The organism is Kitasatospora sp. SolWspMP-SS2h (genome assembly GCF_003259315.1).
In the GTDB taxonomy this organism is placed as follows: domain Bacteria; phylum Actinomycetota; class Actinomycetes; order Streptomycetales; family Streptomycetaceae; genus Kitasatospora; species Kitasatospora fiedleri.
Genome location: NZ_QLLT01000014.1, coordinates 132,375 through 154,996, shown reverse-complemented (window position 1 = coordinate 154,996; position 22,622 = coordinate 132,375). Strand labels below are relative to the sequence as shown.

Sequence of the window (22,622 nt, the reverse complement as noted above, 5' to 3'; positions counted from 1 at the left end):
TCCTCGACTCCCGCCCCGCCATCGTCATCTGACGGACCGTCGGAAGCGATTCGGGGTACGCTGACCGGGCGTCGGAAGCCCGTGCGAATACGTGCCGCGGGTGGGGGAACCGCCGCACTGGGCCGCGGCGTCCATCGGGATGCCGGACGCGCCGAACCGCCGGACAGGCGGTCACGGGTGCGGTCGGGCCGGGGCGCCGTGTCCCCCGGACCGATGAGCGCAACCGTTCGAACCGGGCCCCCGGCGAGCGGACCCGAACCTCCCGTGGACCGCGCTTGACGTGCGGATTGCCAGAAAAAGGAACAGTCATGAGAGTCCATCACGCCCCGGTTCCCGGAGTGCGCGCCCAGCGCCCCGGTGCCTCTAGGCTGAGTTTCCATGAGCGCTCCCGTGTCCGCTGAGACGACCCCCGACGCACCCCGCCCGCGCGGTCTGCGGGCGCTCCGCCACCAGGCCGCCGCGGTGCCGCGGGCCTGGCTGCCGGGGGCGGTCGGGTACGCCTGCCTGGCCATCGGCCTGATCGACATCGCCTGCGCGGTCTCCCCCAGGCTGCGGTTCACCAGGGTGCACACCGTGGTCGGCCAGCTGCCCGGCGGCACCACCACGCTGGCCGCCGCCGGCACCCTGATGGTCGGCGTGCTGCTGGTGCTGCTGGCGCACGCGCTGCGCCGCCGCAAGGCGCGGGCCTGGCGGGCGGTGTGCGTGCTGCTGCCGGTCGGCGCGGCGCTGCACCTGCTGCGCTGGCACCAGTTCGGGCAGGCCGCGATCTCGCTGGCGCTGCTCGCGGTGATGCTGGTGCACCGGCGCGAGTTCTACGCCAAGGCCGACCCGCGCACCCGCTGGCGCGCGGTGCTCAACTTCGCCGTGCTCGCCGTCGTCTCGGTGCTGCTCGGCCTGGTCGTGGTCTCGGTCCGCTGGAAGGCGGAGGTCGGCGACCCGTCGCTGTTCCAGCGGCTGGAGCAGGTCGGCTACGGCCTGTTCGGCTTCGGCGGCCCGATCCACTACACCTCCGACCGGATCGCCGACCTGGTCGGCTACTCGCTCGGCGCGCTCGGCCTGGTCACCGCACTCACCACCGCGTACCTGGCGCTGCGCCCGGAGAAGCCCGAGCCCGAGCTCACCCCCGAGGACGAGCTGCGGGTCCGGGAGCTGCTGGCCCGGCACGGCCGGCGCGACTCGCTCGGCTACTTCGCGCTGCGCCGCGACAAGAGCGTGCTGTTCTCGCCGACCGGCAAGGCCGCGATCTCCTACCGGGTGGTCTCCGGCGTGATGCTGGCCTCCGGCGACCCGGTCGGCGACGTCGAGGCGTGGCCCGGCGCGATCAAGGTCTTCATGACGACCGCCCGCGAGCACGCCTGGGTGCCCGCCGTGATGGGCTGCTCCGAGGTCGGCGGCGAGGTGTGGACCCGGGAGGCCGGGCTGGACGCGCTCGAACTCGGCGACGAGGCGATCGTCGACACCGCCTCCTTCTCGCTCTCCGGCCGCGCGATGCGCAACGTCCGCCAGATGGTCAAGCGGATCGAGCGCAACGGCTACTCCTGCCAGGTCCGCCGGGTCGGCGACCTCACCCTCGACGAGAAGCGGCGGATCGGCGACGCGGCGGCCCGCTGGCGCGGCACCGACACCGAGCGCGGCTTCTCCATGGCGCTCGGCCGGTTCGGCGACGCCGGGGACGACGACTGCGTGGTCGTCACCGCGCACAAGGCCCCCGAGGAGGGCGAGGCGGGCGCCGACGCCGCCGACGACCTGAAGGCGGTGCTGCACTTCGTCCCGTGGGGCGAGGACGGCATCTCGCTGGAGCTGATGCGCCGCGACCGGGAGGCCGACCCCGGCCTCAACGAGCTGCTGATCGTCGCCGCCCTCCAGGAGGTCGGGGCGATGGGCGTGCGGCGGGTCTCGCTGAACTTCGCGATGTTCCGCTCGGCGCTCGCCCGCGGCGAGCGGATCGGGGCGGGCCCGGTGCTGCGGGCCTGGCGCGGGCTGCTGGTGTTCCTCTCGCGCTGGTTCCAGATCGAGTCGCTGTACAAGTTCAACGCGAAGTTCCAGCCGAGCTGGGAGCCGCGCTTCCTGGTCTACCCGCACACCCGGGACCTGCCGCGGATCGGCTTCGCCGCGATGCAGGCGGAGGCGTTCATCACCCTCGGCATGCCCCGCTTCGGCCGCAAGCGGCAGCGCCAGAGCCTGACGGCGGAGCCCGCGGCGCAGCTGGGCCGGGCCGCGTAGGCGCGCGGCGGGGTCGCGGGGTGGACGGGGGGCCGTCTCCTCGCGGCCCCGCGGCCCCGCGGCGGGTGCCGGGCCGGTCGCGCGGTCGCCCGCGCCCCCGTCGGCCCCGTCCGGGGGAGTCGTCCCACCCGGTGCGTCGATAATGGGACGCATGAGCGAGAACGTCCCCGGTCTGCCCGTCCTTGAGCGCTGCGCGGTGATGGGGGTGGTCAACGTCACGCCGGACTCGTTCTCGGACGGGGGGCTGTGGCTGGACCCGGCGCGGGCGGTGGCGCACGGGCTGGACCTGGTGGCGCGCGGGGCGGACCTGGTGGACGTCGGCGGGGAGTCGACCCGGCCGGGTGCGGTGCGGGTGACCGAGGCGGAGGAGCTGCGCCGGGTGGTGCCGGTGGTCACCGAGCTGGCCCGGGCCGGGGCGGTGGTCTCGGTGGACACCATGCGGGCGGGCGTCGCCGCGGCGGCCCTCGCGGCGGGCGCCCGGCTGGTCAACGACGTGTCCGGCGGGCTGGCCGACCCGGAGATGGCCGGGGTGGTGGCCGGCACCGGGGCGCCGTTCGTGGTGATGCACTGGCGCGGCCAGTCCGCGGACATGGACGCCCGCGCGGTGTACGGCGACGTGGTCGCGGACGTGGTGCGCGAGCTGACCGCCCGAGTGGAGGCACTGCTGGCCGCGGGGGTGAAGGAGGAGCAGCTGATCCTCGACCCGGGCCTGGGGTTCGCCAAGACCGGCGCGCACAACTGGGCCCTGCTGGGCCGGCTGGACGCGCTGACGGCGCTGGGACGGCCGGTGCTGGTGGCGGCTTCGCGCAAGCGCTTCCTGGGTACGCTGCTGGCCAACCCGGAAACCGGGGAGCTGCGCCCGGCGCGGCAGCGGGACGACGCCACGGCGGCGGTCTCGGTGCTGGCGGCGAGGGCGGGCGCCTGGGCGGTGCGGGTGCATGACGTGTCCGGCACGGCTGACGCCGTACGAGTCGTCGCGGCCTGGCAGCAGGCGGCGCAGAGGGGGTAGACGTGGCGGAAGCAGTGAGCGGCAACGACCGGGCGGCGGCGCTGGAGCCCGACGAGGAAGCGGTGCTCGCGGTCAACCAGGCGCTGTACGAGGCGCTGGAGAACGGCGACCTGGAGGCCGTCGAGACGATCTGGCTGGGGCCGGACGACGCGGACGACAAGGGCGGGGTGTTCTGCGTCCACCCGGGGTGGCCGGCGCTGACCGGCCGGGCCCAGGTGACCCGCTCGTACATGCTGATCATGGCGAACACCGAGTACATCCAGTTCTTCCTGACCGACGTCGAGGTGGACGTGCAGGGCGACGTGGCCCTGGTGACCTGCACGGAGAACATCCTGTCCGGCGGCGAGCCGGAGGAGGAGGGCGAGCTGGGGCCGCTGGTCGGCGGCAAGGTGGTGTCGACGAACCTGTTCCGGCGGACGCCGGCGGGCTGGAAGCTGTGGTCGCACCACGGGTCGCCGGTGCTCACCAGCGGGGACGACGAGGACGACGAGGACGAGTAGCGCGGCGGCGTCAAGGGCCGCGGCGGCCGGTCCGATCGGGTGGGCGGACGGGGAGGCGGTCCCGGGCGGTCGGTGCTCGAAGGTAGATTCGAGGGGCGGCGGGCGACGGTGCCCGCCGTTCCCCGCCCCGGCGGGGCCGTCAGCTGGGAGCAGTGATTCTTTTGCCGGACCGCGTCACCCTGCGAGGGCTCCGTGCCCGGGGCCACCACGGCGTCTTCGAACGGGAGCGGGTCGAGGGGCAGACCTTCGTGGTCGACCTGACGCTGTTCCTCGACACCCGGCCGGCCGCCGCGGGCGACGACCTGACCCGCACCGCCCACTACGGCGTGATCGCGGAGGAGGTCACCGCGGTGATCGCGGGCGACCCGGTCGACCTGATCGAGACGCTGGCCCAGCGGATCGCCGACCGGTGCCTGCGCCACGAGGCGGTCGAGGAGGTCGAGGTCACCGTGCACAAGCCGGACGCCCCGATCACCGTCCCGTTCGACGACGTCACCATCACGATCCGCCGGGGCCGCGCCTGACCGCGCCCGGTGGAGCCCGAGCAGAGGGAACTCCATTGGCCACGACCGACCCGACCGCCACGCCGACCACGTTCGACCTGCAGGGCAGGGTGGACCGCGTGGAGTCCACCCTGCACGACTCCCGCACCGCCGCCGTCGCCCTCGGCAGCAACCTGGGCAACCGCCTGGAGACCCTCCAGGGCGCCGTCGACGCGCTGGCGGACACCCCGGGGGTGCGGGTGACCGCGCTGTCCGCGGTGTACGAGACGGACGCCGTCGGCGGCCCCGAGGACCAGCCGAGCTACTTCAACGCCGTCGCCGTGCTGCGCACCTCGCTGCCCCCGCGGGACCTGCTGGAGCGGGCCAACGCGGTGGAGGACGCGTTCGGCCGGGTCCGCACCGTCCACTGGGGCCCGCGCACCCTGGACGTCGACGTGCTCGCCTACGAGGGCGTCACCAGCGACGACCCGCACCTGACGCTGCCCCACCCGCGGGCGCACGAGCGGGCGTTCGTGCTGGCGCCCTGGCAGGACGCCGACCCGGCGGCCGAGGTACCGGGCCGCGGCCCGGTCGCCGAGCTGCTGGCGGGCCTGGGCGGGGCCGGGGCGCAGGGCGTGCGGCTCCGCGCCGACCTGCAGCTGCGGCTGCCCGAGTAGCCCGGTCGGCGCCCGGGAACTTCCGGGCGCCCGCGGGCGTAGCTCCCTGCGGGTGCGGCCGGGCCGGTACGGTGGCCTGGTCGCGACCCCGCCGTCGTCCCACTGGAAGGAAGCCCGTCCGCGTGAAGCCGCTCCGTCTCCGTCTGCTGCTCGGCATCGCCGCGATCACCGGGCTGCTGTCCTGGGGGGGCGCCCGGCTGTGGGACTCGCTGGACACGCTGCCCGGGGTGCCCGCCTACGCGCCGTACGTGCTGGCGGCGGTCGCCGTGGTGCTGCTGGCCGCGGCGCTCTCGCTGCGCTCGCGGCTCAGGGCGGTGCGCGAGCGGCAGCCCGGCGCCAAGGGCGTCGACCCGCTGCACGCGGCCCGGGCGCTGGTGCTGGGGCAGGCCAGCGCGCTGGTGTCGGCGGTGGTGACCGGGGTCTACGCGGGCGTCGGGGTGTTCCTGCTCGGCTCGCTGGACATCGCGGCCCGCCGGACGCAGGCGGCCACCGCGCTGTTCGCGGTACTCGCCGGGGCGGCGGTGGTCGCGGTGGCGCTGTGGCTGCAGCACATCTGCAGGCTGCCCGACGACCACGACGACCCCGAGCACCCGCGCGGGACGGCCGCCTCCCCGCGCTGACGGACCGTCACCGGGCCGTCGCCGTCCGTGGTTCTCGCGGACTGTCAAGGCCCGAATGGGGGGCGAGGCTGACAGCGCCGTGATTCGCACGCTAGTTTCTAGCCATGTCTCGCGGACGCCACCGTCATTCCTCCGTCCTCGGCCGGCTGCTGCCGCCGGTCGCCTCCGGTGTGCTCGTGGTCGCGGCGCTGGCCGCGCTGGTGGCCAGTCCGGACCAGGTGGTGGCCCGCTCGGTGGGCGTCGCCGCGGTCGTCGCGGTGCTCGGCCTGGCCCTGGTGCTGCGCCAGCGCGACCGGGCCGCCCGGACCTCCGCCCAGCTGGCCGTGGTGCGCCGGATGCGGGCCGAGGAGCGCTACGAGGAGCAGATCGCCGAAGCCGAGTACGCGGCCGAGGTCGCCGAGGAGCGCGCCACCCGGTTCGGGCGGCGGCTGACCGCGGAGAAGTCCCGGCTGGCCAAGGCCGAGACCGAGATCGCCCGGCTGCTGCGCGAGCGCGCCGTGATGGTCGCCGAGCAGGCCCTGAAGGAGGCCGAGGCGGCCCGCGAGGCCGTGGAGGCCGCCCGCCCCAAGCACCCCGTCACGCCCGCCTCCTACGTCCGCGCGCAGGCCGCGCTGCGGCACCTGGAGCGGCAGGCGGCGGTCGCCGAGGCGCGCCGCGCGGTGGACGAGCGGGCCCAGGTCGAGCTGCGCCCGAAGATGCCGGAGCCGGTGCCGGCGGCCGCGGCCGCCGCGCTGCGCCCGGTCGGCCCGGCGCTGCCCGGGCCGGAGCGGCGCCCGGCCGTCCCCGCGCCGCAGCGCCCGCGGGCCACGGCGTTCAGCTTCTTCGGCCGCCCCGGCGCGGCCCGGGCCGCGCTGCGCTCCGGCGCCGCGGCCCCCGCGGTCGGCGACCTGGCGGACGTGGTGGGCGACGAGGCGCTGGCCGACAGCGAGCGCTACGCGGTGACGGCCGGCGACCCGGTGGACGCCGCGCAGCCGCCGCACCAGGCGGTGGAGCAGCCGCCGAGCCACCAGCACGCCGAGTCGGACACCGAGTCCGAGGTGGTCGACCTGACCGCGCACGACGAGACCGAGCTGCTGGAGCTGCCCGAGCTGAGGGCCGGCCGCTCCTGACCGGACCCGGTACGCGGACGGCCCCCGGAATCCTCCGGGGGCCGTCCGCGCGGTGGCGCCGGGTCAGACGTTGACGCCGAAGTCCTGGGCGATGCCGACCAGGCCGGAGGCGTAGCCCTGGCCGATGGCGCGGAACTTCCACTCGTCGCCGTTGCGGTACAGCTCGCCGAAGATCATCGCGGTCTCGGTGGCGGCGTCCTCGGAGAGGTCGTAGCGGGCGATCTCGCCGCCGCCGGCCTGGTTGACCACCCGGATGTAGGCGTTGCGGACCTGGCCGAAGCTCTGGCCGCGGTTGATGCCGTCGTAGATGGTCGCCGGGAAGACGATCTTGGTGACGTCGGCGGGCAGTGCGGCCAGGTTGACGTTGATCGACTCGTCGTCGCCCGAGCCCTCGCCGGTGCGGTTGTCGCCGGTGTGCACGACGCTGCTGTCCGGGGTGCTGGTGTTGTTGAAGAACACGAAGTGCCGGTCCGAGTAGACCTTGCCTTCGCCGTTCAGGACGATCGCGCTGGCGTCCAGGTCGAACTCGGCGCCGGTGGTGGTGCGCACGTCCCAGCCGAGGCCGACGGTGACCGCGGTCAGGCCGGGGGCCTCCTTGGTCAGCGAGACGTTGCCACCCTTGGAGAGGCTCACGGGCATGGTCTGTGGTGTCCCTTCGGTCGGTTTTGCCCAGAGAACGCCGGACGGGCCGCGATTGGTTCCACCGGTTGGTGGACGGACGGTTCTCCCCCGGGCGGCGCTCGGGCCGTGATCAGATTCTCGGGTAACGGCCCTGTACGGTCCAGACGTTCGGGTTGTCGGCGAGCCCCTCGTGCAGCTCGGTCAGGTCGGCCAGCACGTCCTGCAGGAAGTCCCGGGCCTCGCGGCGCAGTTCGGCGTGCCGGACCACCAGCGGCTCGTCCTCGGGGCGCCAGGTCGCGGTGATCTCCACCCAGCCGAACCGGCGGGCGAAGCGCAGCAGTTCGGTGTTCTGGGTGAAGTCCAGGTCCTCGGTGCGCACCCTGGCCTCCCGGCTGCCCCGCGGGTCCTGGTCGAGCCGCTCGGCGATGTCGCACACCGCCCAGGCGAAGTCCAGCACCGGCACCCAGCCCCAGCGGGTCTCCAGCCCGGCGCCCTCGTCCGTCTCCAGGTACACGTCGCCCGCGAACAGGTCGTGCCGCAGCGAGCGGACCGACGCGGTGCGGTAGTCGGTCTGCGGGGGGTCGGGGAGGCGGGTGGACAGCGAGTAGCCGAGCTCGATCACGCCCGCCATTGTGCCCGCTTAACCAGGTGACGGGGGCCGGGGGCGGGCGGGATGATGGGCGCATGACTGAGCCCGTGCGCGTACGGGGCTCGGTGGTCGTCCCCGACGCCGAGCTCGTCTGGCGCTTCTCGCGGTCCTCCGGCCCCGGCGGACAGCACGTGAACACCTCCGACTCCCGGGTCGAGCTGCGCTGGGACCTCGCCTCCTCCGACGCGCTGCCGGCGGTGTGGAAGGAGCGCGCCCTGGAGCGGCTGGCCTCCCGGCTGGTGGACGGGGTGCTGGTGGTCCGGGCCTCCGAGCACCGCTCGCAGTGGCGCAACCGGGAGGTGGCCGCGGCCCGGCTGGCCGCGCTGCTGGGGGAGGCCACCGCGCCGCCGCCGAAGGCCCGGCGGGCCACCAAGCCCAGCCGGGGCATGGTCGAGCGGCGGCTGGAGACCAAGCGGCACCGCTCGGGGCTCAAGCAGGGCCGGGGCCGGATCCGCCCGGAGTGACGGGCCGTCAGCCCAGCTGCCGGTAGCCGCCGCGCAGGTACAGCAGCGGCCGTCCGGCCGGGGCCGGCGCCTCGGCGGCCAGGACGCGGCCGAGGACGAGGGTGTGGTCGCCGGCCGCGATCCGCTGCTCGGTGCGGCACTCCACGGTGGCCAGCGCGCCGTCGACCAGCGGGGCGCCCGCGTGCGGGCCGCGGTGCCAGGCGGCGTCCGCGAACAGCAGCCGGTCGCTGAGCCGCCCCTTCATGGCGAACCGGGAGGCGAGCGCGCGGTGCTCCTCGCCGAGCAGCGACACCGCCCAGGTCTCGGCCCGGGCCAGCAGCTCGTCCATCCGGGAGTCGGTGCGGAGCGAGACCAGCACCAGCGGCGGCTCCAGCGACACCGACAGGAACGAGGTCGCGGTCATCCCCGCGTCCTCGTCGTCCTCGGGGTCGTGCACGGTCAGCAGCGAGACGCCCGCGGCGAGTTGGCCGAGGGCGGCCCGGAACTCCTCGGGGGTGGCGCCGGCCGCCGCGGGGGCGGGGGCCGCGGGGGCGGCGGGGGACTGCGGAGAGCTGTACACGTACCGCACGGTAGTCGCCGGTCGGGCGTGCCGGTATCGGGCCGTGGTCGTAGGTCCGCTCGGCCTTTGGTCGCCGACTCCTTGATCATTGTGTGATTTGAGTCACAGTCACCGGCTATTGCTGACCGAGCGTGCCTATCGCAGTGCTCGCTGTGATTCAGTTCTTCTGGCAATCGGACGACAACCTTTCAAGAACCATCCGAAGCAGCCGGGGAGCCCCCGCATGGAAGCCGAGTCGGAGCCCTACGTCCGCCTCGCGACCCTCCGCACCTTGCACCGGGTCGTGGCGGACCTCAACGCTGCCCGGAGCCTGGCGGGAACCCTGCAGGCGGTCGTCGAGGGCGCGGTCCACGGGCTCGGGTTCGACGCCGCCGCGGTCAGCCTGGTGCGCCCCGACGGCGACCTCGTGGTCGCCGCCGTCTGGGAGATCGAGGAGAACGCCTTCGGCGGCCCCACCGTCCTGCTCGGCCAGGTCGGCTCCCGCGAGTCCTGGGAGCGGATGCTCCAGGTCGCCGACCACTGGGGCACCCTGCGCTTCCTGCCGCACGACCGCGGCTGGGCGATCGCCACCGACGTCCCCACCTGGACCGGCGACGGACCGATGCCCGTCTACGGCAACGACTGGCACCCCGCCGACATGCTGCTCGCCCCGATGTACAGCGCCGGCGGCGACCTGCTCGGCATCCTCTCGGTGGACCGCCCGCGCAGCGGCAAGCGCCCCGGCGCCTGGACCCGCGAGGCGCTGGAGATGTTCTCCCTGCAGGCCTCCATAGCCATCGGCAACGCCCGGCTGCGGGCCGAGATGCAGCGCGCCCTGGCCCGGCTGGAGAAGGAGCAGCAGGCCCTGCGGGCCAGCGAGGAGTCCTTCCGGCAGGCCTTCGAGTACGCCCCCAGCGGGATGGCCATCACCGAGCTGCACGGCGACGCGATGGGCCAGCTCAGCCGGGTCAACGACGCCCTGTGCCGGCTGCTCGGCCGCCCCCGCGCCGCGCTGCGCCAGCAGCGCTTCGTCGACCTGGTCCACCCCGACGACCTCGACCTGCTGCTGCGCACCAGCGCCGAGGGCGGCCGCGCCGAACTGCGGCTGGCCCGCCGGGACGGCGGCTACCAGTGGGTCTGCCTGCGCAACTCGGTGGTCGCCGACGCCGCCGAGGGCCCCAGCTTCCTGCTGACCCACGTCGAGGACATCGAGGACCGCAAGCGCCACGAGCTCCAGCTCGCCCACCGGGCCAGCCACGACGCGCTCACCGGCCTGCCGAACGGCGCCGAGCTGCGGGCCCGGCTGGCCCGCCGGCTCTGTCCGGCCGCCCCGGCCCCGGCGATACCCGGCCAGGCACCGCCCCCCGACGCCCCCCACCCGCCCTCCCACGCCGCCGCGGACGGCCGCCCGGCCCCCGGGGCGGCCGACGCCCTCGCGCACGGCTACGCGGCCCCCGACGGGCCCCTGGAGCGCGACCCGGCCGCCTTCCCCGACGACCGGCCGCCCTACCCCGGCGCCCCCGCCCACCACGTGCACGCGGTGGTCCCCGCCGAGCCGCCCGCCGGCGACCTGTGGCACGGCCACCGCCGCGGCGCCCCCGCCGGCGAGCGCGGCCTGGCCGTCCTCTACTGCGACCTCGACGGGTTCAAGCTGGTCAACGACCGGCACGGGCACAACACCGGCGACGCCGTCCTGATCGAGATCGCCCGCCGCCTCCAGCAGGTCGTCCGGGAGGGCGACACGGTGGCCCGGATGAGCGGCGACGAGTTCGTCGTCCTGGCCGACAACATCGGCCGCGAGGAGGCCAAGGAGCTGGCCGGGCGGCTGCGCGGGGCGATCCTGCCGCCGATGCGGATCGACAACCGGGCGGTGCGGGTCGGCGTCAGCCTGGGCATCGGCTGGGCCGGCTGCGGCATGAGCATCGACGAGGTGCTGCACTCCGCGGACGAGCGGATGTACGACGAGAAGCGCACCCGCGGCGGCGCCGCCCGCGGCTCGCGCGGCGAGCGCTCGCACCGCCGGGCGGGCTGAACCGCTTGGCCCCCGCTCAACCGGGCCAGGTAGGGTGCCCTGGGTACAGAGACCATCCAGCTCCAGGGGAGTCGACCGTGACCACGCCCGGTGACAACGGCGCACCGCCCGAAGACGCGGTCCAGGACGACCCCTTCGCGTACCTCTACCGCCCGGCGGAGGGCGAGCAGCCCGTCGCGGAGCGGCCCCGCAGCGGCTACAGCCGCCCGATGGAGGTCGGCCGCGCCAGCTACGGCGAGCGCCCCGTCCACCCGCAGGCCGGCCCCGCCGGGTACGGCCAGGCCCCCGGGCAGCCCGCCGACCGGTTCCCCGGGTCGGAGCCCACCTCCGCGCTGCCCCCGCAGTCCCGCTACGCCGAGCGCTCCCGGCCCCGGCCCGGCGAGGAGAAGCCCGCGGGCCGCGGCAGGGCCGCGATCATCGGCGCCGTCGCGGTGGTCGCCGCGGTCGCCGTCGGCGCGGGCGTCGCGCTCTCCACCGGCGACCCGGACGGCAAGCCCAAGACCGGTGCCGCCGCCCAGTCCGCGCCCGCCGCCCCGTCCGGCGGCGTCACGGGCGCCGCGGGCAGCGCCACCGGCAGCGCCGGCCCCTCGGCCGACTCCTCGCCCAGCACCACCGCGCTCTCCGGCGGGACGGACGTCGCCGACGCCGCCGGCATGAAGCTCGGCGGCGGCAGCACGGTCGCCGGGCAGGTCGCGGGCGCGAAGGCGGCCGGCGGCAAGTACGTCGACGGCCTCGGCACGGTGGGCGCCTCGGTCTCCTGGGACGTGAACGTGCCCGCCGCCGGCACCTTCCAGATCTGGCTGCGCTTCAACAACAGCGGCCCGAACGCCACCGCCACCGTCGCGGTGGACGGCAAGCCGACCTACACCCCGATAAAGCTCAACAACTACAGCCCCGGCCTGCCGCCGGAGAGCTCCTGGTACTCCTCCTGGGTCAGCGGCACCGTGGCCCAGCCCGGCCCGCACACCATCTCGGTGACCTGCCAGGCCGACAACCAGTGCGGCTTCCTGCTCGACCAGATCGCGGTCACCCCGAACGGCACCTCGAAGGTCCAGGGCTGGTAGCCCGTCCCGGCCGGGCGCGGGGCGTCCGGCCGGGACGGTGCGCGGTCAGCGGCCGGTGACCACCCGGGCCAGCTGCTCGACGGTCCGGGCCATCGCGTCGCGGGCGGCGGCCAGGCCGGGCCGGGGGTCGGTGGCCCGGGGGTGGGCGGCCAGGTGGGCGCGGACGGCCGGGGTGTAGGCGAGGTTGAGCGCCGTCCCGATGTTGATCTTCACCATGCCGGCGGCGACCGCCTCGGCCAGGGCGTCGTCGGGCACCCCGGAACTGCCGTGCAGCACCAGCGGGACGGGGACGGCGGCGGCCAGGGCGCGGATCAGCGCGTGGTCCAGGGCGGCGGTCCGGGAGGTCATCGCGTGCGAGGAGCCGACCGCGACGGCCAGCGCGTCGACGCCGGTCTCGGCCACGTAGCGGGCGGCCTCGTCCGGGTCGGTGCGGGCACCGGGGGCGTGCGCGCCGAGCGGGGGCTCGCCGTCCTTGCCGCCGACCCGGCCGAGTTCGGCCTCCACGTGCAGCCCGTGGCGGTGCGCCCAGGCGGTGGCCTCGGCGGTGGCCTTGACGTTCTCGTCGTGCGGCAGCGCGGAGGCGTCGAACATCGCGGAGGAGAACCCGGCGGCGGGGGCCGCGCGCAGCAGGTCGGCGTCCTCGACGTGGTCGAGGTGGAGCGAGACGGGGACGCGGGCGGCGGCGGCCACCTCGGCGCAGGCGCGGGCGATCGGCAGCAGCCGGCCGCCGCGGTGGGCGACGGCGTTCTGGCTGAGCTGGAGGACCACGGGCGTGGCCGCGGCCTCGGCGCCGGCGGCGATGGCCTCGGCGTGCTCCAGGGTGATCACGTTGAAGGCGGGCAGGCCGCGCCGGTCGGCGACGGCGGCGGCGAGCAGGTCGGAGGTGCGGGCGAGCGGCAAGGGGTGCTCCCGGTGGGGTGAGTAGCGAGGCGCAGGTTCCGCTGCTCACCCCCGTGGCCGGGAGGGCCGGGGCCGCCGGAGGGGCGGCGCCGGGTCAGGCCGGGTTGCCGGCCCGGGCGAAGCGGTCCGCGCCGACGATCCACTCGCCGCGGCGCATCACCGCGACGAGTTCGTGGCTGTCGGAGTCGAGGACGACCAGGTCGGCGTGCTTTCCGGCCTCCAGGGTGCCGATGGTGTCGCCCAGGCCGAGCAGCCGGGCGGGGACGGTGGACAGCGAGGTGACGGCCTGGTTCAGGGACAGGCCGAGGACGGTGACGGCGCGCCGGAAGGCGACGTCCAGGGTGAGGGTGGAGCCCGCGATGGAGCCGCCCTCGACCAGCCGGGCCACGCCGTCCTCGACCCGGACCTGGAGCGGCCCGAGCGGGTACAGGCCGTCGCCCATGCCGGCCGCGGCCATCGCGTCGGTGATCAGCGCGACGCGGTCGGCGCCGGCCGTGCCGTAGGCCAGCTCGACCACCGAGGGGTGCAGGTGGATGCCGTCGTTGACCAGCTCGACGGTGACCCGCTCGTCCTCCAGCAGGGCGACGATCGGGCCGGGGGCGCGGTGCTGGATGCCCGGCATCGCGTTGAACAGGTGGGTGGCGACGGTGGCGCCGGCGTCGATCGCCCGCAGGGTGACCTCGTAGTCGGAGTCGGTGTGGCCGACGGCGGCGATGATGCCGAGGTCGGACAGCATCCGCACCGACTCCAGGCCGCCGGGCAGCTCCGGGGCCAGGGTGAACATCTTCGTGTGGCCGCGGCCCGCGTCGGCGAGCTTGCGTACCAGCGCCGGGTCCGGGTTGCGCAGCAGGTCGGGGCGGTGGGCGCCGCACCGGTTGTGCGAGATGAACGGGCCCTCGAAGTGGATGCCGGCCAGGACGCCGTCCTCGACGAGTTCGGAGAGCACCGCCGCCTGGCGGCAGACCTCGTCGATCTCGCCGGTGACGGTGGAGGCCATCGTCGTGGTGGTGCCGTGCTCCAGGTGCGCGCGGGCGGCGGTGAGCGCCTCCTCGGCGATCCCGGAGGTGTACGACGCGCCGCCGCCGCCGTGCACGTGCAGGTCGACGAAGCCGGGGACGACGGTGTACCCGGTGAGGTCGAGGTCGTCCGGTTCCGCCTCGCCGCCGAGGCCCGCGATGCGGGTGCCCTCGACGGAGAGCCGGCCGGCGTCGATCACGCCGCCGGGCAGGACCAGTCGGGCTCCGGCCAGTGCAGTACGGTCCGCGGTCACGCGGTCACCTCCATGGAGAGCAGATCCCAGGCGAGCAAGCCGGCGCCCAGGGACGCGGCGGTGTCTTTGAGCATGGCCGGAACGACCTCCGGGGGCATCTGGAAGGTCAGGCGCCCGGTCACCGCGGCGCGCAGCGGCGTGAAGAGCGTGTCGCCCGCCTCGGCCAGCCCGCCGCCGACGATCACCGTGGACGGGTCGAGCAGGCTCTGGGCCAGCGCGATGCCGTCGGCGAGCGCGTCCACCGCCTCCTGCCAGACCTCGGCCGCCCGCGGGTCGCCGGCGTCGACGGCGCTCGCGCAGGCGGCGGCGTCGGCCTCCGGGTCGCCGCTGGCGGCGGCCCAGGCCCGGGAGACCGCAGAGGCCGAGGCCAGGGTCTCCAGGCAGCCGCGGGCGCCGCAGCCGCACAGCGGGCCGCCGGGGCGGACCACCACGTGGCCGATCTCGCCGCCGTAGCCGTGGGCGCCGGCCTCGATGGAGCCGTGGATGCCGATCGCCCCGGCGATGCCGGTGCCCAGCGCGATGAACAGGAAGCGGTCGACCCCCCGCCCGGCGCCGATCCGGCCCTCGGCGAGCCCGCCGGAGCGGACGTCGTGGCCGAGGGCGACCGGGATGCCGCCGAGGCGCTCGCCGAGCAGCTTGCGCATCGGCAGGTCCCGCCAGCCGAGGTTGGCGGAGAAGACCGCGATCCCGTTCCCCTCGTCGATCGTCCCCGGCACGGCGACGCCCGCCGCGAGGGGGGCGGCACCGAACCGGGTGCGGCCCTCCCGCGCCAGGTCGGCGGCGAAGTCGAGGATGGTGGCGACGACGGCGTCGGGGCCGTGCTCCCGCCCGGTCGGTCGGCGTGCTTCGAACAGCACGGAGCCGTCCTGGGCGACCAGCGCGGCCTTCATGCCGGTGCCGCCTACATCGAGTGCGATGACGTGCTTCACGGGGGACAGTTTCCCTTGGCCGGGTCTAAGAGGTCTAGTCCAGTTGCTCGATTGCTCTGGTCCTGAGAGGTGAGGTTTATCGCTCTTTGCCGTCTCCTGGGGGGTTTGCGTGGCGGGGCCGTGACCCGCGGTGCGGCCGGTGGGGCCCCGGACGGGGGTGTGCCGGGGTCAGCCGAGCACGATCGAGCGGGTCAGGTTGCGCGGCTCGTCCGGGTTCAGGCCGCGGTGCCCGGCCAGCGCGACCGCCAGCCGGTGCACCCGGACCAGGTCGGCCAGCGGGTCCAGGCCGTCCGCTCCGGAGTCGGCCACCAGCCGGCCGCCGACCGCGCCGACCTCGTCCGCCAGGCCCGCGGGCAGCGCGCCGAACATCCAGGCGGCCCGGCCCGGGGCGGTGATCGAGATCGGCCCGTGCCGGTACTCCATCGCCGGGTACGCCTCGGTCCAGGCGAGCGCGGCCTCGCGCATCTTCAGCCCGGCCTCCTGGGCCAGGCCGTTGGTCCAGCCCGCGCCGAGGAAGGAGATCTGCTCCAGCTCCACCAGCTCCCGCGGCACCTGCCAGGCCACCGCCCGCTCGGCGTCCGCGGCGGCCCGGTCGACGGGGGCGACCCCGGCCGGGAGGGCGTCCTCGCACTCCAGGTGGGCCCGGAGCAGGGCCAGCGCGGTGGTGGCGAAGCGGGTCTGCACCACCGAGCGCTCGTCGGCGAAGCCCAGGTCGACCAGGTGGTCGGCGGTCGCCGCCACCGGCTGGTCCACGCAGGCGGTGATCGCGGTGCTCGGCAGGCCGGTGGCGGCCAGCAGCCGCAGCACCTCGGTGGTGGTGCCGGAGCGGGTGATCGCCAGCACCCGGTCGTAGCGGCGCCGGTGCGGGAACTCGGAGGCGGCGAAGGCGTCGGTCTCGCCGTGGCCGCCGGCCTCGCGCAGGGCGGCGTACGCCTGGGCCATGAACCAGGAGGTGCCGCAGCCCACCACGGCCACCCGCTCGCCGCGCCGCGGCAGGCCGGCCGGGCCGCTCGCCGCCAGCGCCGCGGCGGCGCGCCAGTTCCCGGGCTGGGTGGCGATCTCCTCGTCGGTCAGGGACAGGTGCTGCGACATGGGTGCGGACTCCTTCGGCGGCCGGCTGGACTGCGCATTGAGTGCGCAAAGCTGATTGATTTATAGCCGTTTCAAGCATCATTGCGCAATGAGTGGGAGGGGGGAGAGGTGTGCAAAGCTTTCCCGACCGGGCGCGGAGCGTACGGGCGAGTGCGGGAGGAGCGGACGGTGTCGAGGTACGAACGGTGGAACGCGCTACTGGAGTTGCTGGCCGAGCACGGCAAGCTGGACGTCGAGGAGGCGGCCGACGCGCTGGACGTCTCGGCCGCGACCATCCGCCGCGACCTCGACCAGCTGGCCCGCCAGCAGATGCTCACCCGCACCCGCGGCGGCGCGGTGGCCCACAGCGTCTCCTACGACCTGCCGCTGCGCTACAAGACCGCCCGCAACGCCGACGCCAAGCAGCGGATCGGCTCCCTGGTGGCCGGCCTGATCGCCCCCGGCGAGGTGGTCGGCCTCAATGGCGGCACCACCACCACCGAGGTGGCCCGGGCGCTGGCCGTCCGGTCCGACCTGGCCGAGCACCCCGAGGGCGGCCAGAGCCTCACCGTGGTCACCAACGCGCTCAACATCGCCAACGAGCTGACGGTCCGTCCGCAGGTGAAGATCGTGGTCACCGGCGGCGTCGCCCGCCCCCAGTCGTACGAGCTGATCGGCCCGCTGGCGGCCCAGGTGCTCGGCGAACTCGCCCTGGACACCGCGGTGCTGGGCGTGGACGGGCTCGACACCGAGCACGGCGCGACCGCCCACCACGAGGGCGAGGCGGCGGTCAACCGGCTGCTCGCCGAGCGGGCCCGGCGGGTGGTGGTGGCCGCCGACTCCTCCAAGCTGGGCCACCGCGCCTTCGCCCGGATCTGCGGCCTGGAGGCGGTCGACACCCTGGTCACCGACAGCCAGGTGCCGCAGGAGCTGGCGGACGCCTTCGCCGACGCCGGGATCGCCGTCCTGACGGCCTGAACGCCCGGGCGGCCCACGCACGTCGGCGACCCCGCCGTCCGGATACCGGACGCGGGAGGCACCGGCGTTGCGCGGGGCGCAACGGGATCTGACACTTCGATAACTTCCGTCCCTACAGGTCTGGACCACTGCGCGCGGTAGCTGCCAGGGTCGCCGCTGTCACCCTCCTGAAGGCGGTACCCCCGTGAAGCGATCAGCGCTGCTCCCCCTGCCCCTCGTCGGATGCCTGCTGCTGGCCGGCTGCGGCGTCCTGTCCGGCGGGGGCGACGTGACGCTCGACCTGGTCGCGGCCGACTACGGCACCGACGCCTCCAACAGCGGCAGCGTCTACTGGAACAAGGTGGCCCGGGACTTCGAGGCGGCCAACTCCGGCGTCAAGGTGCGCGTCGACGTGGTCTCCTGGGACGACATCGACAAGCACGTCGGCGACCTGATCGCCAAGGGCAGGACCCCCGACATCGTGCAGACCGGCGGCTTCGCCGACCAGGTCGCCGCCGACCGGCTCTACCCCGTCGGCGACGTGCTCTCCATGGAGGCGCAGGCCAACCTGCTGAGCTCGTTCAGCAAGGCCGGCCAGGTGCTCGGCAGCCAGTACGGCATCCCGTTCATCTCCTCCAGCCGGGTGTTCGTCTACAACAAGACCATCTTCGAGAAGGCCGGCATCACCGCCCCGCCCGTCACCTGGGACGACCTGCGCAAGGACGCCGACCTGATCAAGAGCAAGGTCCCGGGCGTCACCCCCTACGCGCTGCCGCTCGGACCCGAGGAGGCCCAGGCCGAGTCGATGATCTGGACGATGAGCGGCGGCGGCGAACTCTCCGACAGCGTCGGCAACTACACCATCGACAGCCAGCAGAACCGCGACACCTTCAAGTGGCTGCGCACCAACCTGGTCGACCGGGGCCTGACCTACGACGACCCCGGCCAGGTCAACCGGAAGGACGCCTTCGCCGCCTTCGCCAAGGGCCAGGTCGCCATGCTCAACGGCCACCCCGGGCTGATCAAGGCCGCGACCGACGCCGGCGTCCAGTACGGCACCGCCGCGGTCCCGCGCCGGAGCAAGGAGGTCAAGGAGGTCGCCTTCGGCGTGGCCGACTGGCTGATGGCCTTTAAGGCCAACGGGCACCGGGCGGAGATCAAGAAGTTCCTGAACTTCACCCTCTCCAAGCAGAACACCCTGGCCTTCGACGAGGAGTACAACCTGCTCCCGGTCACCCAGGACACCCTCGACGACATGTCCGCCAACCCCGCCCACCAGGACCTCGCGCAGTTCCTGCAGAACCTGCCCACCGCCAGCTTCTACCCCTACGGCGACCCGTCCTGGGACAAGGTCAGCAGCATGATCAAGCAGCAGATGGGCAAGGCCGTGAAGTCCGGCGGCGAGCAGGTGCTCGGCGACCTCCAGACCGCCGCCGTCGCGGAGGCCGCCAAGGCCCGCCAGGGCTGACGGACGGGGCCGGCGGCGCGGGGGCGGGGCTGACGGTTCCGGGGCATAGCCTGGACACATGGCCGAACTGACCGAACGCGACCGGGCGGTGCTCGCCCTGGAAGCCCGCGCGTGGCGGACCGCGGGCGCCAAGGAGCAGGCGATCCGGCAGGAGCTCGGCATCTCCGCCACCCGCTACTACCAGCTGCTCAACGCCCTGCTCGACCGGACCGAGGCGCTCGCCCACGACCCGGTCCTGGTCAACCGGCTGCGCCGGGTCCGGCAGGCGCGGCGCGACGCCCGGCAGTGAGCCCCGGCGCGACGCCCGGCCGTGAGCCCTCGGGAGGGCTGCCCACCCCCGTCGGCGGGTAGCGTCGGGGCATGGGAATCGCCGAACAGATCACGACCGAGGCAGGGCGGACCGGACTGGCGGGCCTGCTCGCCGACCCGAAGTCCGCCGTGGTGGGGCTCGACTTCGACGGCACGCTCGCCCCGATCGTCGCCGACCCCGAGCGGGCCCGCGCCCATCCGGGCGTCGTACCCGCCCTCTCCGCGCTCGCCCCGCTGATCGGCGCGGTCGTCGTGGTCACCGGGCGCCCGGCCGCGACCGCCGCCGCCTACGGCGGCTTCGCCGGCGCCCCCGGCCTGGAGCACCTCACCGTCCTCGGCCACTACGGCGCCGAACGCTGGGACGCCCGCACCGACGCCGTCACCGCCGCCCCGCCCCCGCCCGGGGTGGCCGCCGTCCGGCACGAACTCCCCGCGCTGCTGCGGGAGCTGGGCGCGCCCGAGGGCACCTTCGTGGAGGACAAGGAGCGCGCGCTGGCCGTCCACACCCGGCGCGCCCCCGAGCCGGACGCGCTGCTGGAGCGGCTGCGCGGCCCGCTCGGCGAGCTGGCGCGGCGGCACGGGCTGGTCGTCGAGCCCGGCCGGATGGTCGTCGAACTGCGCCCGCCGGGGATCGACAAGGGGGTCGCCCTGCGCGACTTCCTGGCCGAGCGGGACGCGGGCCCGGTCCTCTTCGCCGGCGACGACCTCGGCGACCTCGCCGCCTACGCGGAGGTCGCCGCCCGCCGGGCGGCCGGCCGTCCCGGCCTGCTGGTGTGCAGCGGGCCCGTCACCGGCGAGCCGCCGGTCGCCGAACTCGCCGAGCGCGCCGACCTGGTGGTGGCGGGGCCGGCCGGGATCGTCGACCTGCTGAACGGGCTCACCGAGCTGCTGCGGTAGCAGGGGGCGCGCACCGGCGGGGGCGCGGCGGGCTCTCCCGCCCGCGCCCCCGGTTTCGCGTACGCCGTGCGTTCACGTGCGTTTTCGCGTACGCCGTGCGTCCGGGTCGTGCGTTCAGAGGGCCTTGAGCTGGTCCAGGAACCACTGCTGGGGCGGCAGGGTGGTGGCCGCGGCGGCGAGGCGCTTGCTGCGGTCGGCGCGTTCGGCGGCGGGCATCGCGAGCGCCTCGGCGAGGGCGTCGGCGGTGGCGACCACGTCGAAGGGGTTGACGGTGATCGCGTCCTCGGCGAGCTCCGCGTGGGCACCGGCCTCGCGGGACAGCACGAGGGCGCAGCCCCGGTCGGAGACGACCGGGACCTCCTTGGCGACCAGGTTCATGCCGTCGCGGATCGGGTTGACCAGGGCGACGTCGGCGAGCCGGTAGGCGGCCAGCGAGCGCGGGAAGTCGTCGTCGACGTGCAGCAGGACCGGCTGCCAGTCGTCGGTGCCGAACTCGGCGTTGACCTCCTCGGCGACGCGCCGCACGGCGGCGGTGTAGTCGCGGTACTCGGCGAGGTCGGTGCGCGAGGGGTAGGCGAAGGCGATGTGGACGACGTTGCCGAGCCACTCGGGGCGGGTGCGCAGCAGGTGCCGGTAGGCGAGCAGGCCGCGGACGATGTTCTTGCTGAGTTCGGTGCGGTCGACCCGGACGATGGTGCGCCGGTCGCCGACGGCCGCGCGCAGGGCGGCGAGGCGCTCGTCGACGTCGGGCCGGTGGGCGCGTTCGCGCAGGAACTCGCCGTCGGCGCCGAGGCCGTGCACGCCCAGCCGGGTGGTGCGGCCGGCGTGCGTGACGGTCAGCGCCTCGCGGTCGACGCGCGCGCCGAGCAGGGCCTCGCAGCAGTCGGCGAAGGCGAGCGCCCAGCGGCGGGTGAGGAAGGCGGCCCGGTCGGCGCCGAGGATGCCTTCGAGGACGGCGGCGGCGACGTCGTCGGGCAGCAGCCGGTAGTAGTCCGGCGGGGCCCAGGGGGTGTGCGAGAAGTGGCCGATCCGCAGGTCGGGGCGGAGTTCCCGGAGCAGCGCGGGGGCCAGCGAGAGGTGGTAGTCCTGCACCAGGACGGCCGCGCCGGGGGCGGCCTCGGCGGCGAGGGCCTCGGCGAAGGCGGTGTTGTACGCCCGGTAGGCGTCCCACTCGGTGCGGAAGTCGGCGTCGAAGGCGGGCTGCACGGGCGTCTGGTAGAGCAGGTGGTGGACGAACCAGAGGGTGGAGTTCGCGACGCCGTTGTAGGCGCGGGCGAAGGTCTCCGGATCGATGTCCAGCATCCGGACGGCCTGTCCGCCGACGTCGTGGCCGGCCCGGTCGAGGCGCCCGTCGGGGGCCTGCCGGGCGGCGGTGCGGTCGGCGTCGGAGAGCGCGGCGCAGACCCAGACCGCGTTCGGGTCGTCGATGGCGGAGAGCCCGGAGACCAGGCCGCCGCCGCCTCTGCGGAGGGTCAGCGCGCCGTCGTCCTCCGTGCGGAAGGACACCGGGCCGCGGTTGGAGGCCACCAGGATCGGGGCGGCTCCGGACTGCTGGGAGCGTTCGGACACGTGATCGGCCATACAGCCAACCTTGCCGTGCGATCACCGGACCAAACCACTCGGCGCGGCCCGTGGCAGGTGAACAGTGGGGGACGGGGCCTGCGGACCGCGCCGACCGGGCCGGGCGGTCAGCGGTCGCGGTACTCGGGGACGGTCGCCATCGGGGGGCGTTCGGTGGCCGGGACGGGGTGGGTGCGGGGGGCGAAACCGGCCGGGGTGCGGGTGTACTGGGTGAGCAGCGGGCGGACCAGGTCGGGGTCGGCCTTGAGGCGGTGGGCGCGGTCCAGCCGCTCCAGGGCGGTGCGGTAGATGGTGGCGGCCATCCGGCCGAGGGCCTGGCCGTCCTGGTGCCGGTGGTGCCGCACGCCCACGTCGACCTGGGCCAGCGCGTCCAGCCCGGCCAGCTCCAGGGCGTCCACCAGCAGGCCGAGCTCGACGCCGTAGCCGGTCGGGAAGGGCAGCCGCTCCAGCAGGCCGCGGCGGGCCGCGTACTCGCCGCCGAGCGGCTGGACGAAGCCCGCGAGCTGCGGCCAGTGCAGGCTGAGCAGCGGGCGGGCGACCAGTTCGGTGACCCGGCCGCCGCCGGCCGGTACGACGGCGCCGTCGGCCTCGAACGGCCGGTCGTACATGGCCTTGACCAGGTGCAGGTCGGGATCGGTGAGCAGCGGGCCGATGATGCCGGAGACGAACGCCGGGTCGAACTCGCGCAGGTCGGCGTCGACGAAGCAGACGATCGCGCCGCTGGTGGCGAGCAGCGAGCGCCACAGCACCTCGCCCTTGCCGGGCTCGGCGGGCAGCCGGGGCAGCAGCGCGTCGCGGTGCACCACCCGGGCGCCGGCCGCGGCCGCCACGGCGGCGGTGCCGTCCCGCGAGCCGGAGTCGACCACCACCAGCTCGTCCACCAGGGGGACGCGCTCGACCAGCTCGGCCCGGATCGCGGCGACGATCCCGCCGACGGTGGACTCCTCGTCCAGCGCGGGCAGCACCACGCTCACCGTGCCGGCCGCCCCGGCGGCGCGCTTGGCGGCCAGCAGCAGGTCGAGCGGCCGGTCGGCGGCCGTCCACGAACGGCGGCGCAGCCAGTCGGCCACCTCCGGCAGTACCCCGGGCTCGGGCTGCTCCGGCACGTCTCGCTCCCTGTCTCGGTTCGTCTCGGCCCGTCTCGGGTGTCGGACGCGGGGGTCGGTCCGGGCGGGCCTTCGGATACAGTCTTGGTATCGCGATCGCGCCTTCGCACCCGGGGGTCGCTCGCAGCGTACGACCACAACTTCAC

The 22,622-nt window shown here is 75.1% G+C and carries 23 protein-coding genes; 14 read left to right on the top strand and 9 right to left on the bottom strand.

Annotated elements, in window-relative coordinates:
- Positions 1-378: 378 nt before the first annotated feature.
- The 7 genes from K353_RS19105 to K353_RS19075 all read left to right on the top strand — a co-directional run bounded on the left by K353_RS19105 (position 379) and on the right by K353_RS19075 (position 6,620).
- The gene (locus K353_RS19105; protein ID WP_233533679.1) at positions 379-2,223 is read left to right on the top strand and encodes a phosphatidylglycerol lysyltransferase domain-containing protein; all 1,845 of its coding nucleotides are present in this window, start codon (positions 379-381) and stop codon (positions 2,221-2,223) included.
- Positions 2,224-2,365: 142 nt separating this feature from the next.
- Positions 2,366-3,232 (top strand): dihydropteroate synthase, encoded by an 867-nt coding sequence (gene folP, locus K353_RS19100; RefSeq protein ID WP_111554811.1) that lies wholly within the window; start codon positions 2,366-2,368, stop codon positions 3,230-3,232.
- A 2-nt stretch (positions 3,233-3,234) separates the two neighbouring features.
- Complete coding sequence (locus tag K353_RS19095) at positions 3,235-3,732, top strand: nuclear transport factor 2 family protein (RefSeq protein WP_111554810.1); 498 nt, start codon at positions 3,235-3,237, stop codon at positions 3,730-3,732.
- Positions 3,733-3,893: 161 nt separating this feature from the next.
- Positions 3,894-4,256 (top strand): dihydroneopterin aldolase, encoded by a 363-nt coding sequence (gene folB / locus K353_RS19090; RefSeq protein ID WP_111554809.1) that lies wholly within the window; start codon positions 3,894-3,896, stop codon positions 4,254-4,256.
- Between the two features lie 35 nt (positions 4,257-4,291).
- On the top strand, positions 4,292-4,891 hold the full coding sequence (gene folK / locus K353_RS19085; RefSeq protein WP_111554808.1) for a 2-amino-4-hydroxy-6-hydroxymethyldihydropteridine diphosphokinase: 600 nt from the start codon (positions 4,292-4,294) through the stop codon (positions 4,889-4,891).
- Positions 4,892-5,013: 122 nt separating this feature from the next.
- Positions 5,014-5,511, top strand: coding sequence for a DUF3180 domain-containing protein (locus K353_RS19080; protein WP_111554807.1), 498 nt, complete (start codon positions 5,014-5,016; stop codon positions 5,509-5,511).
- Positions 5,512-5,615: 104 nt separating this feature from the next.
- Entirely contained in the window at positions 5,616-6,620 is a 1,005-nt protein-coding gene (locus K353_RS19075; protein ID WP_146616510.1) for a hypothetical protein, read from the top strand.
- A 63-nt stretch (positions 6,621-6,683) separates the two neighbouring features.
- Here the strand turns inward: K353_RS19075 and K353_RS19070 are convergent, their stop codons facing one another.
- Both K353_RS19070 and K353_RS19065 read right to left on the bottom strand, forming a co-directional pair.
- Positions 6,684-7,259, bottom strand: coding sequence for a TerD family protein (locus K353_RS19070; protein WP_111554805.1), 576 nt, complete (start codon positions 7,257-7,259; stop codon positions 6,684-6,686).
- 112 nt (positions 7,260-7,371) lie between these two features.
- Entirely contained in the window at positions 7,372-7,863 is a 492-nt protein-coding gene (locus tag K353_RS19065; protein ID WP_100838541.1) for a hypothetical protein, read from the bottom strand.
- A gap of 62 nt (positions 7,864-7,925) precedes the next feature.
- Here K353_RS19065 and arfB point away from each other — a divergent pair, with 62 nt between their 5' ends.
- A complete protein-coding gene (gene arfB, locus K353_RS19060) occupies positions 7,926-8,354 on the top strand; it encodes an alternative ribosome rescue aminoacyl-tRNA hydrolase ArfB (protein WP_100836825.1) in 429 nt (142 codons plus the stop codon).
- A 7-nt stretch (positions 8,355-8,361) separates the two neighbouring features.
- Here the strand turns inward: arfB and K353_RS19055 are convergent, their stop codons facing one another.
- Entirely contained in the window at positions 8,362-8,913 is a 552-nt protein-coding gene (locus tag K353_RS19055; RefSeq protein WP_111554858.1) for a flavin reductase family protein, read from the bottom strand.
- A 223-nt stretch (positions 8,914-9,136) separates the two neighbouring features.
- Here K353_RS19055 and K353_RS19050 point away from each other — a divergent pair, with 223 nt between their 5' ends.
- Both K353_RS19050 and K353_RS34415 read left to right on the top strand, forming a co-directional pair.
- Complete coding sequence (locus K353_RS19050; protein ID WP_111554804.1) at positions 9,137-10,924, top strand: diguanylate cyclase; 1,788 nt, start codon at positions 9,137-9,139, stop codon at positions 10,922-10,924.
- Positions 10,925-11,001: 77 nt separating this feature from the next.
- A complete protein-coding gene (locus K353_RS34415) occupies positions 11,002-11,988 on the top strand; it encodes a hypothetical protein (protein ID WP_158585434.1) in 987 nt (328 codons plus the stop codon).
- Positions 11,989-12,033: 45 nt separating this feature from the next.
- Here K353_RS34415 and K353_RS19040 read toward each other — a convergent pair whose 3' ends face one another.
- From K353_RS19040 to K353_RS19025, 4 genes are all read right to left on the bottom strand, one after another.
- Complete coding sequence (locus tag K353_RS19040; RefSeq protein ID WP_111554803.1) at positions 12,034-12,888, bottom strand: class II fructose-bisphosphate aldolase; 855 nt, start codon at positions 12,886-12,888, stop codon at positions 12,034-12,036.
- Positions 12,889-12,982: 94 nt separating this feature from the next.
- Positions 12,983-14,158 (bottom strand): N-acetylglucosamine-6-phosphate deacetylase, encoded by a 1,176-nt coding sequence (gene nagA, locus K353_RS19035; RefSeq protein WP_111554802.1) that lies wholly within the window; start codon positions 14,156-14,158, stop codon positions 12,983-12,985.
- Positions 14,155-15,087 carry an ROK family protein gene (locus K353_RS19030; RefSeq protein ID WP_111554801.1) on the bottom strand — a complete coding sequence of 311 codons (933 nt, stop codon included), beginning with the start codon at positions 15,085-15,087 and terminating at the stop codon, positions 14,155-14,157. The genes nagA and K353_RS19030 overlap by 4 nt, the downstream gene beginning before the upstream one ends.
- A 168-nt stretch (positions 15,088-15,255) precedes the next feature.
- Entirely contained in the window at positions 15,256-16,179 is a 924-nt protein-coding gene (locus K353_RS19025) for an SIS domain-containing protein (RefSeq protein WP_111554800.1), read from the bottom strand.
- Between the two features lie 168 nt (positions 16,180-16,347).
- On the opposite strand from K353_RS19025, the gene K353_RS19020 reads away from it, so the two are divergent.
- The 4 genes from K353_RS19020 (at position 16,348) to otsB (ending at position 19,789) form a co-directional block, all read left to right on the top strand.
- The gene (locus K353_RS19020; RefSeq protein WP_111554799.1) at positions 16,348-17,136 is read left to right on the top strand and encodes a DeoR/GlpR family DNA-binding transcription regulator; all 789 of its coding nucleotides are present in this window, start codon (positions 16,348-16,350) and stop codon (positions 17,134-17,136) included.
- 184 nt (positions 17,137-17,320) lie between these two features.
- The gene (locus K353_RS19015; RefSeq protein WP_233533678.1) at positions 17,321-18,583 is read left to right on the top strand and encodes an extracellular solute-binding protein; all 1,263 of its coding nucleotides are present in this window, start codon (positions 17,321-17,323) and stop codon (positions 18,581-18,583) included.
- A 58-nt stretch (positions 18,584-18,641) separates the two neighbouring features.
- Positions 18,642-18,872, top strand: a complete 231-nt coding sequence (locus K353_RS19010) for a DUF3263 domain-containing protein (protein WP_111554798.1) — start codon at positions 18,642-18,644, stop codon at positions 18,870-18,872.
- 71 nt (positions 18,873-18,943) lie between these two features.
- Positions 18,944-19,789 carry a trehalose-phosphatase gene (gene otsB, locus K353_RS19005; protein WP_111554797.1) on the top strand — a complete coding sequence of 282 codons (846 nt, stop codon included), beginning with the start codon at positions 18,944-18,946 and terminating at the stop codon, positions 19,787-19,789.
- 114 nt (positions 19,790-19,903) lie between these two features.
- Here otsB and K353_RS19000 read toward each other — a convergent pair whose 3' ends face one another.
- Both K353_RS19000 and K353_RS18995 read right to left on the bottom strand, forming a co-directional pair.
- Positions 19,904-21,370, bottom strand: a complete 1,467-nt coding sequence (locus tag K353_RS19000) for a trehalose-6-phosphate synthase (protein ID WP_111554796.1) — start codon at positions 21,368-21,370, stop codon at positions 19,904-19,906.
- A 107-nt stretch (positions 21,371-21,477) separates the two neighbouring features.
- On the bottom strand, positions 21,478-22,476 hold the full coding sequence (locus K353_RS18995) for a glucosyl-3-phosphoglycerate synthase (RefSeq protein WP_111554795.1): 999 nt from the start codon (positions 22,474-22,476) through the stop codon (positions 21,478-21,480).
- Positions 22,477-22,622: the final 146 nt, after the last annotated feature.

Coding starts and splice junctions, on each gene's coding strand:
- K353_RS19000 (WP_111554796.1), bottom strand. CDS start 21,370: ATGGCCGATCACGTGTCCGAACGCTCCCAGCAGTCCGGAGCCGCCCCG.
- K353_RS19075 (WP_146616510.1), top strand. CDS start 5,616: ATGTCTCGCGGACGCCACCGTCATTCCTCCGTCCTCGGCCGGCTGCTG.
- folP (WP_111554811.1), top strand. CDS start 2,366: ATGGGACGCATGAGCGAGAACGTCCCCGGTCTGCCCGTCCTTGAGCGC.
- arfB (WP_100836825.1), top strand. CDS start 7,926: ATGACTGAGCCCGTGCGCGTACGGGGCTCGGTGGTCGTCCCCGACGCC.
- K353_RS19010 (WP_111554798.1), top strand. CDS start 18,642: ATGGCCGAACTGACCGAACGCGACCGGGCGGTGCTCGCCCTGGAAGCC.
- otsB (WP_111554797.1), top strand. CDS start 18,944: ATGGGAATCGCCGAACAGATCACGACCGAGGCAGGGCGGACCGGACTG.
- K353_RS19105 (WP_233533679.1), top strand. CDS start 379: ATGAGCGCTCCCGTGTCCGCTGAGACGACCCCCGACGCACCCCGCCCG.
- K353_RS19070 (WP_111554805.1), bottom strand. CDS start 7,259: ATGCCCGTGAGCCTCTCCAAGGGTGGCAACGTCTCGCTGACCAAGGAG.
- K353_RS19050 (WP_111554804.1), top strand. CDS start 9,137: ATGGAAGCCGAGTCGGAGCCCTACGTCCGCCTCGCGACCCTCCGCACC.
- K353_RS19025 (WP_111554800.1), bottom strand. CDS start 16,179: ATGTCGCAGCACCTGTCCCTGACCGACGAGGAGATCGCCACCCAGCCC.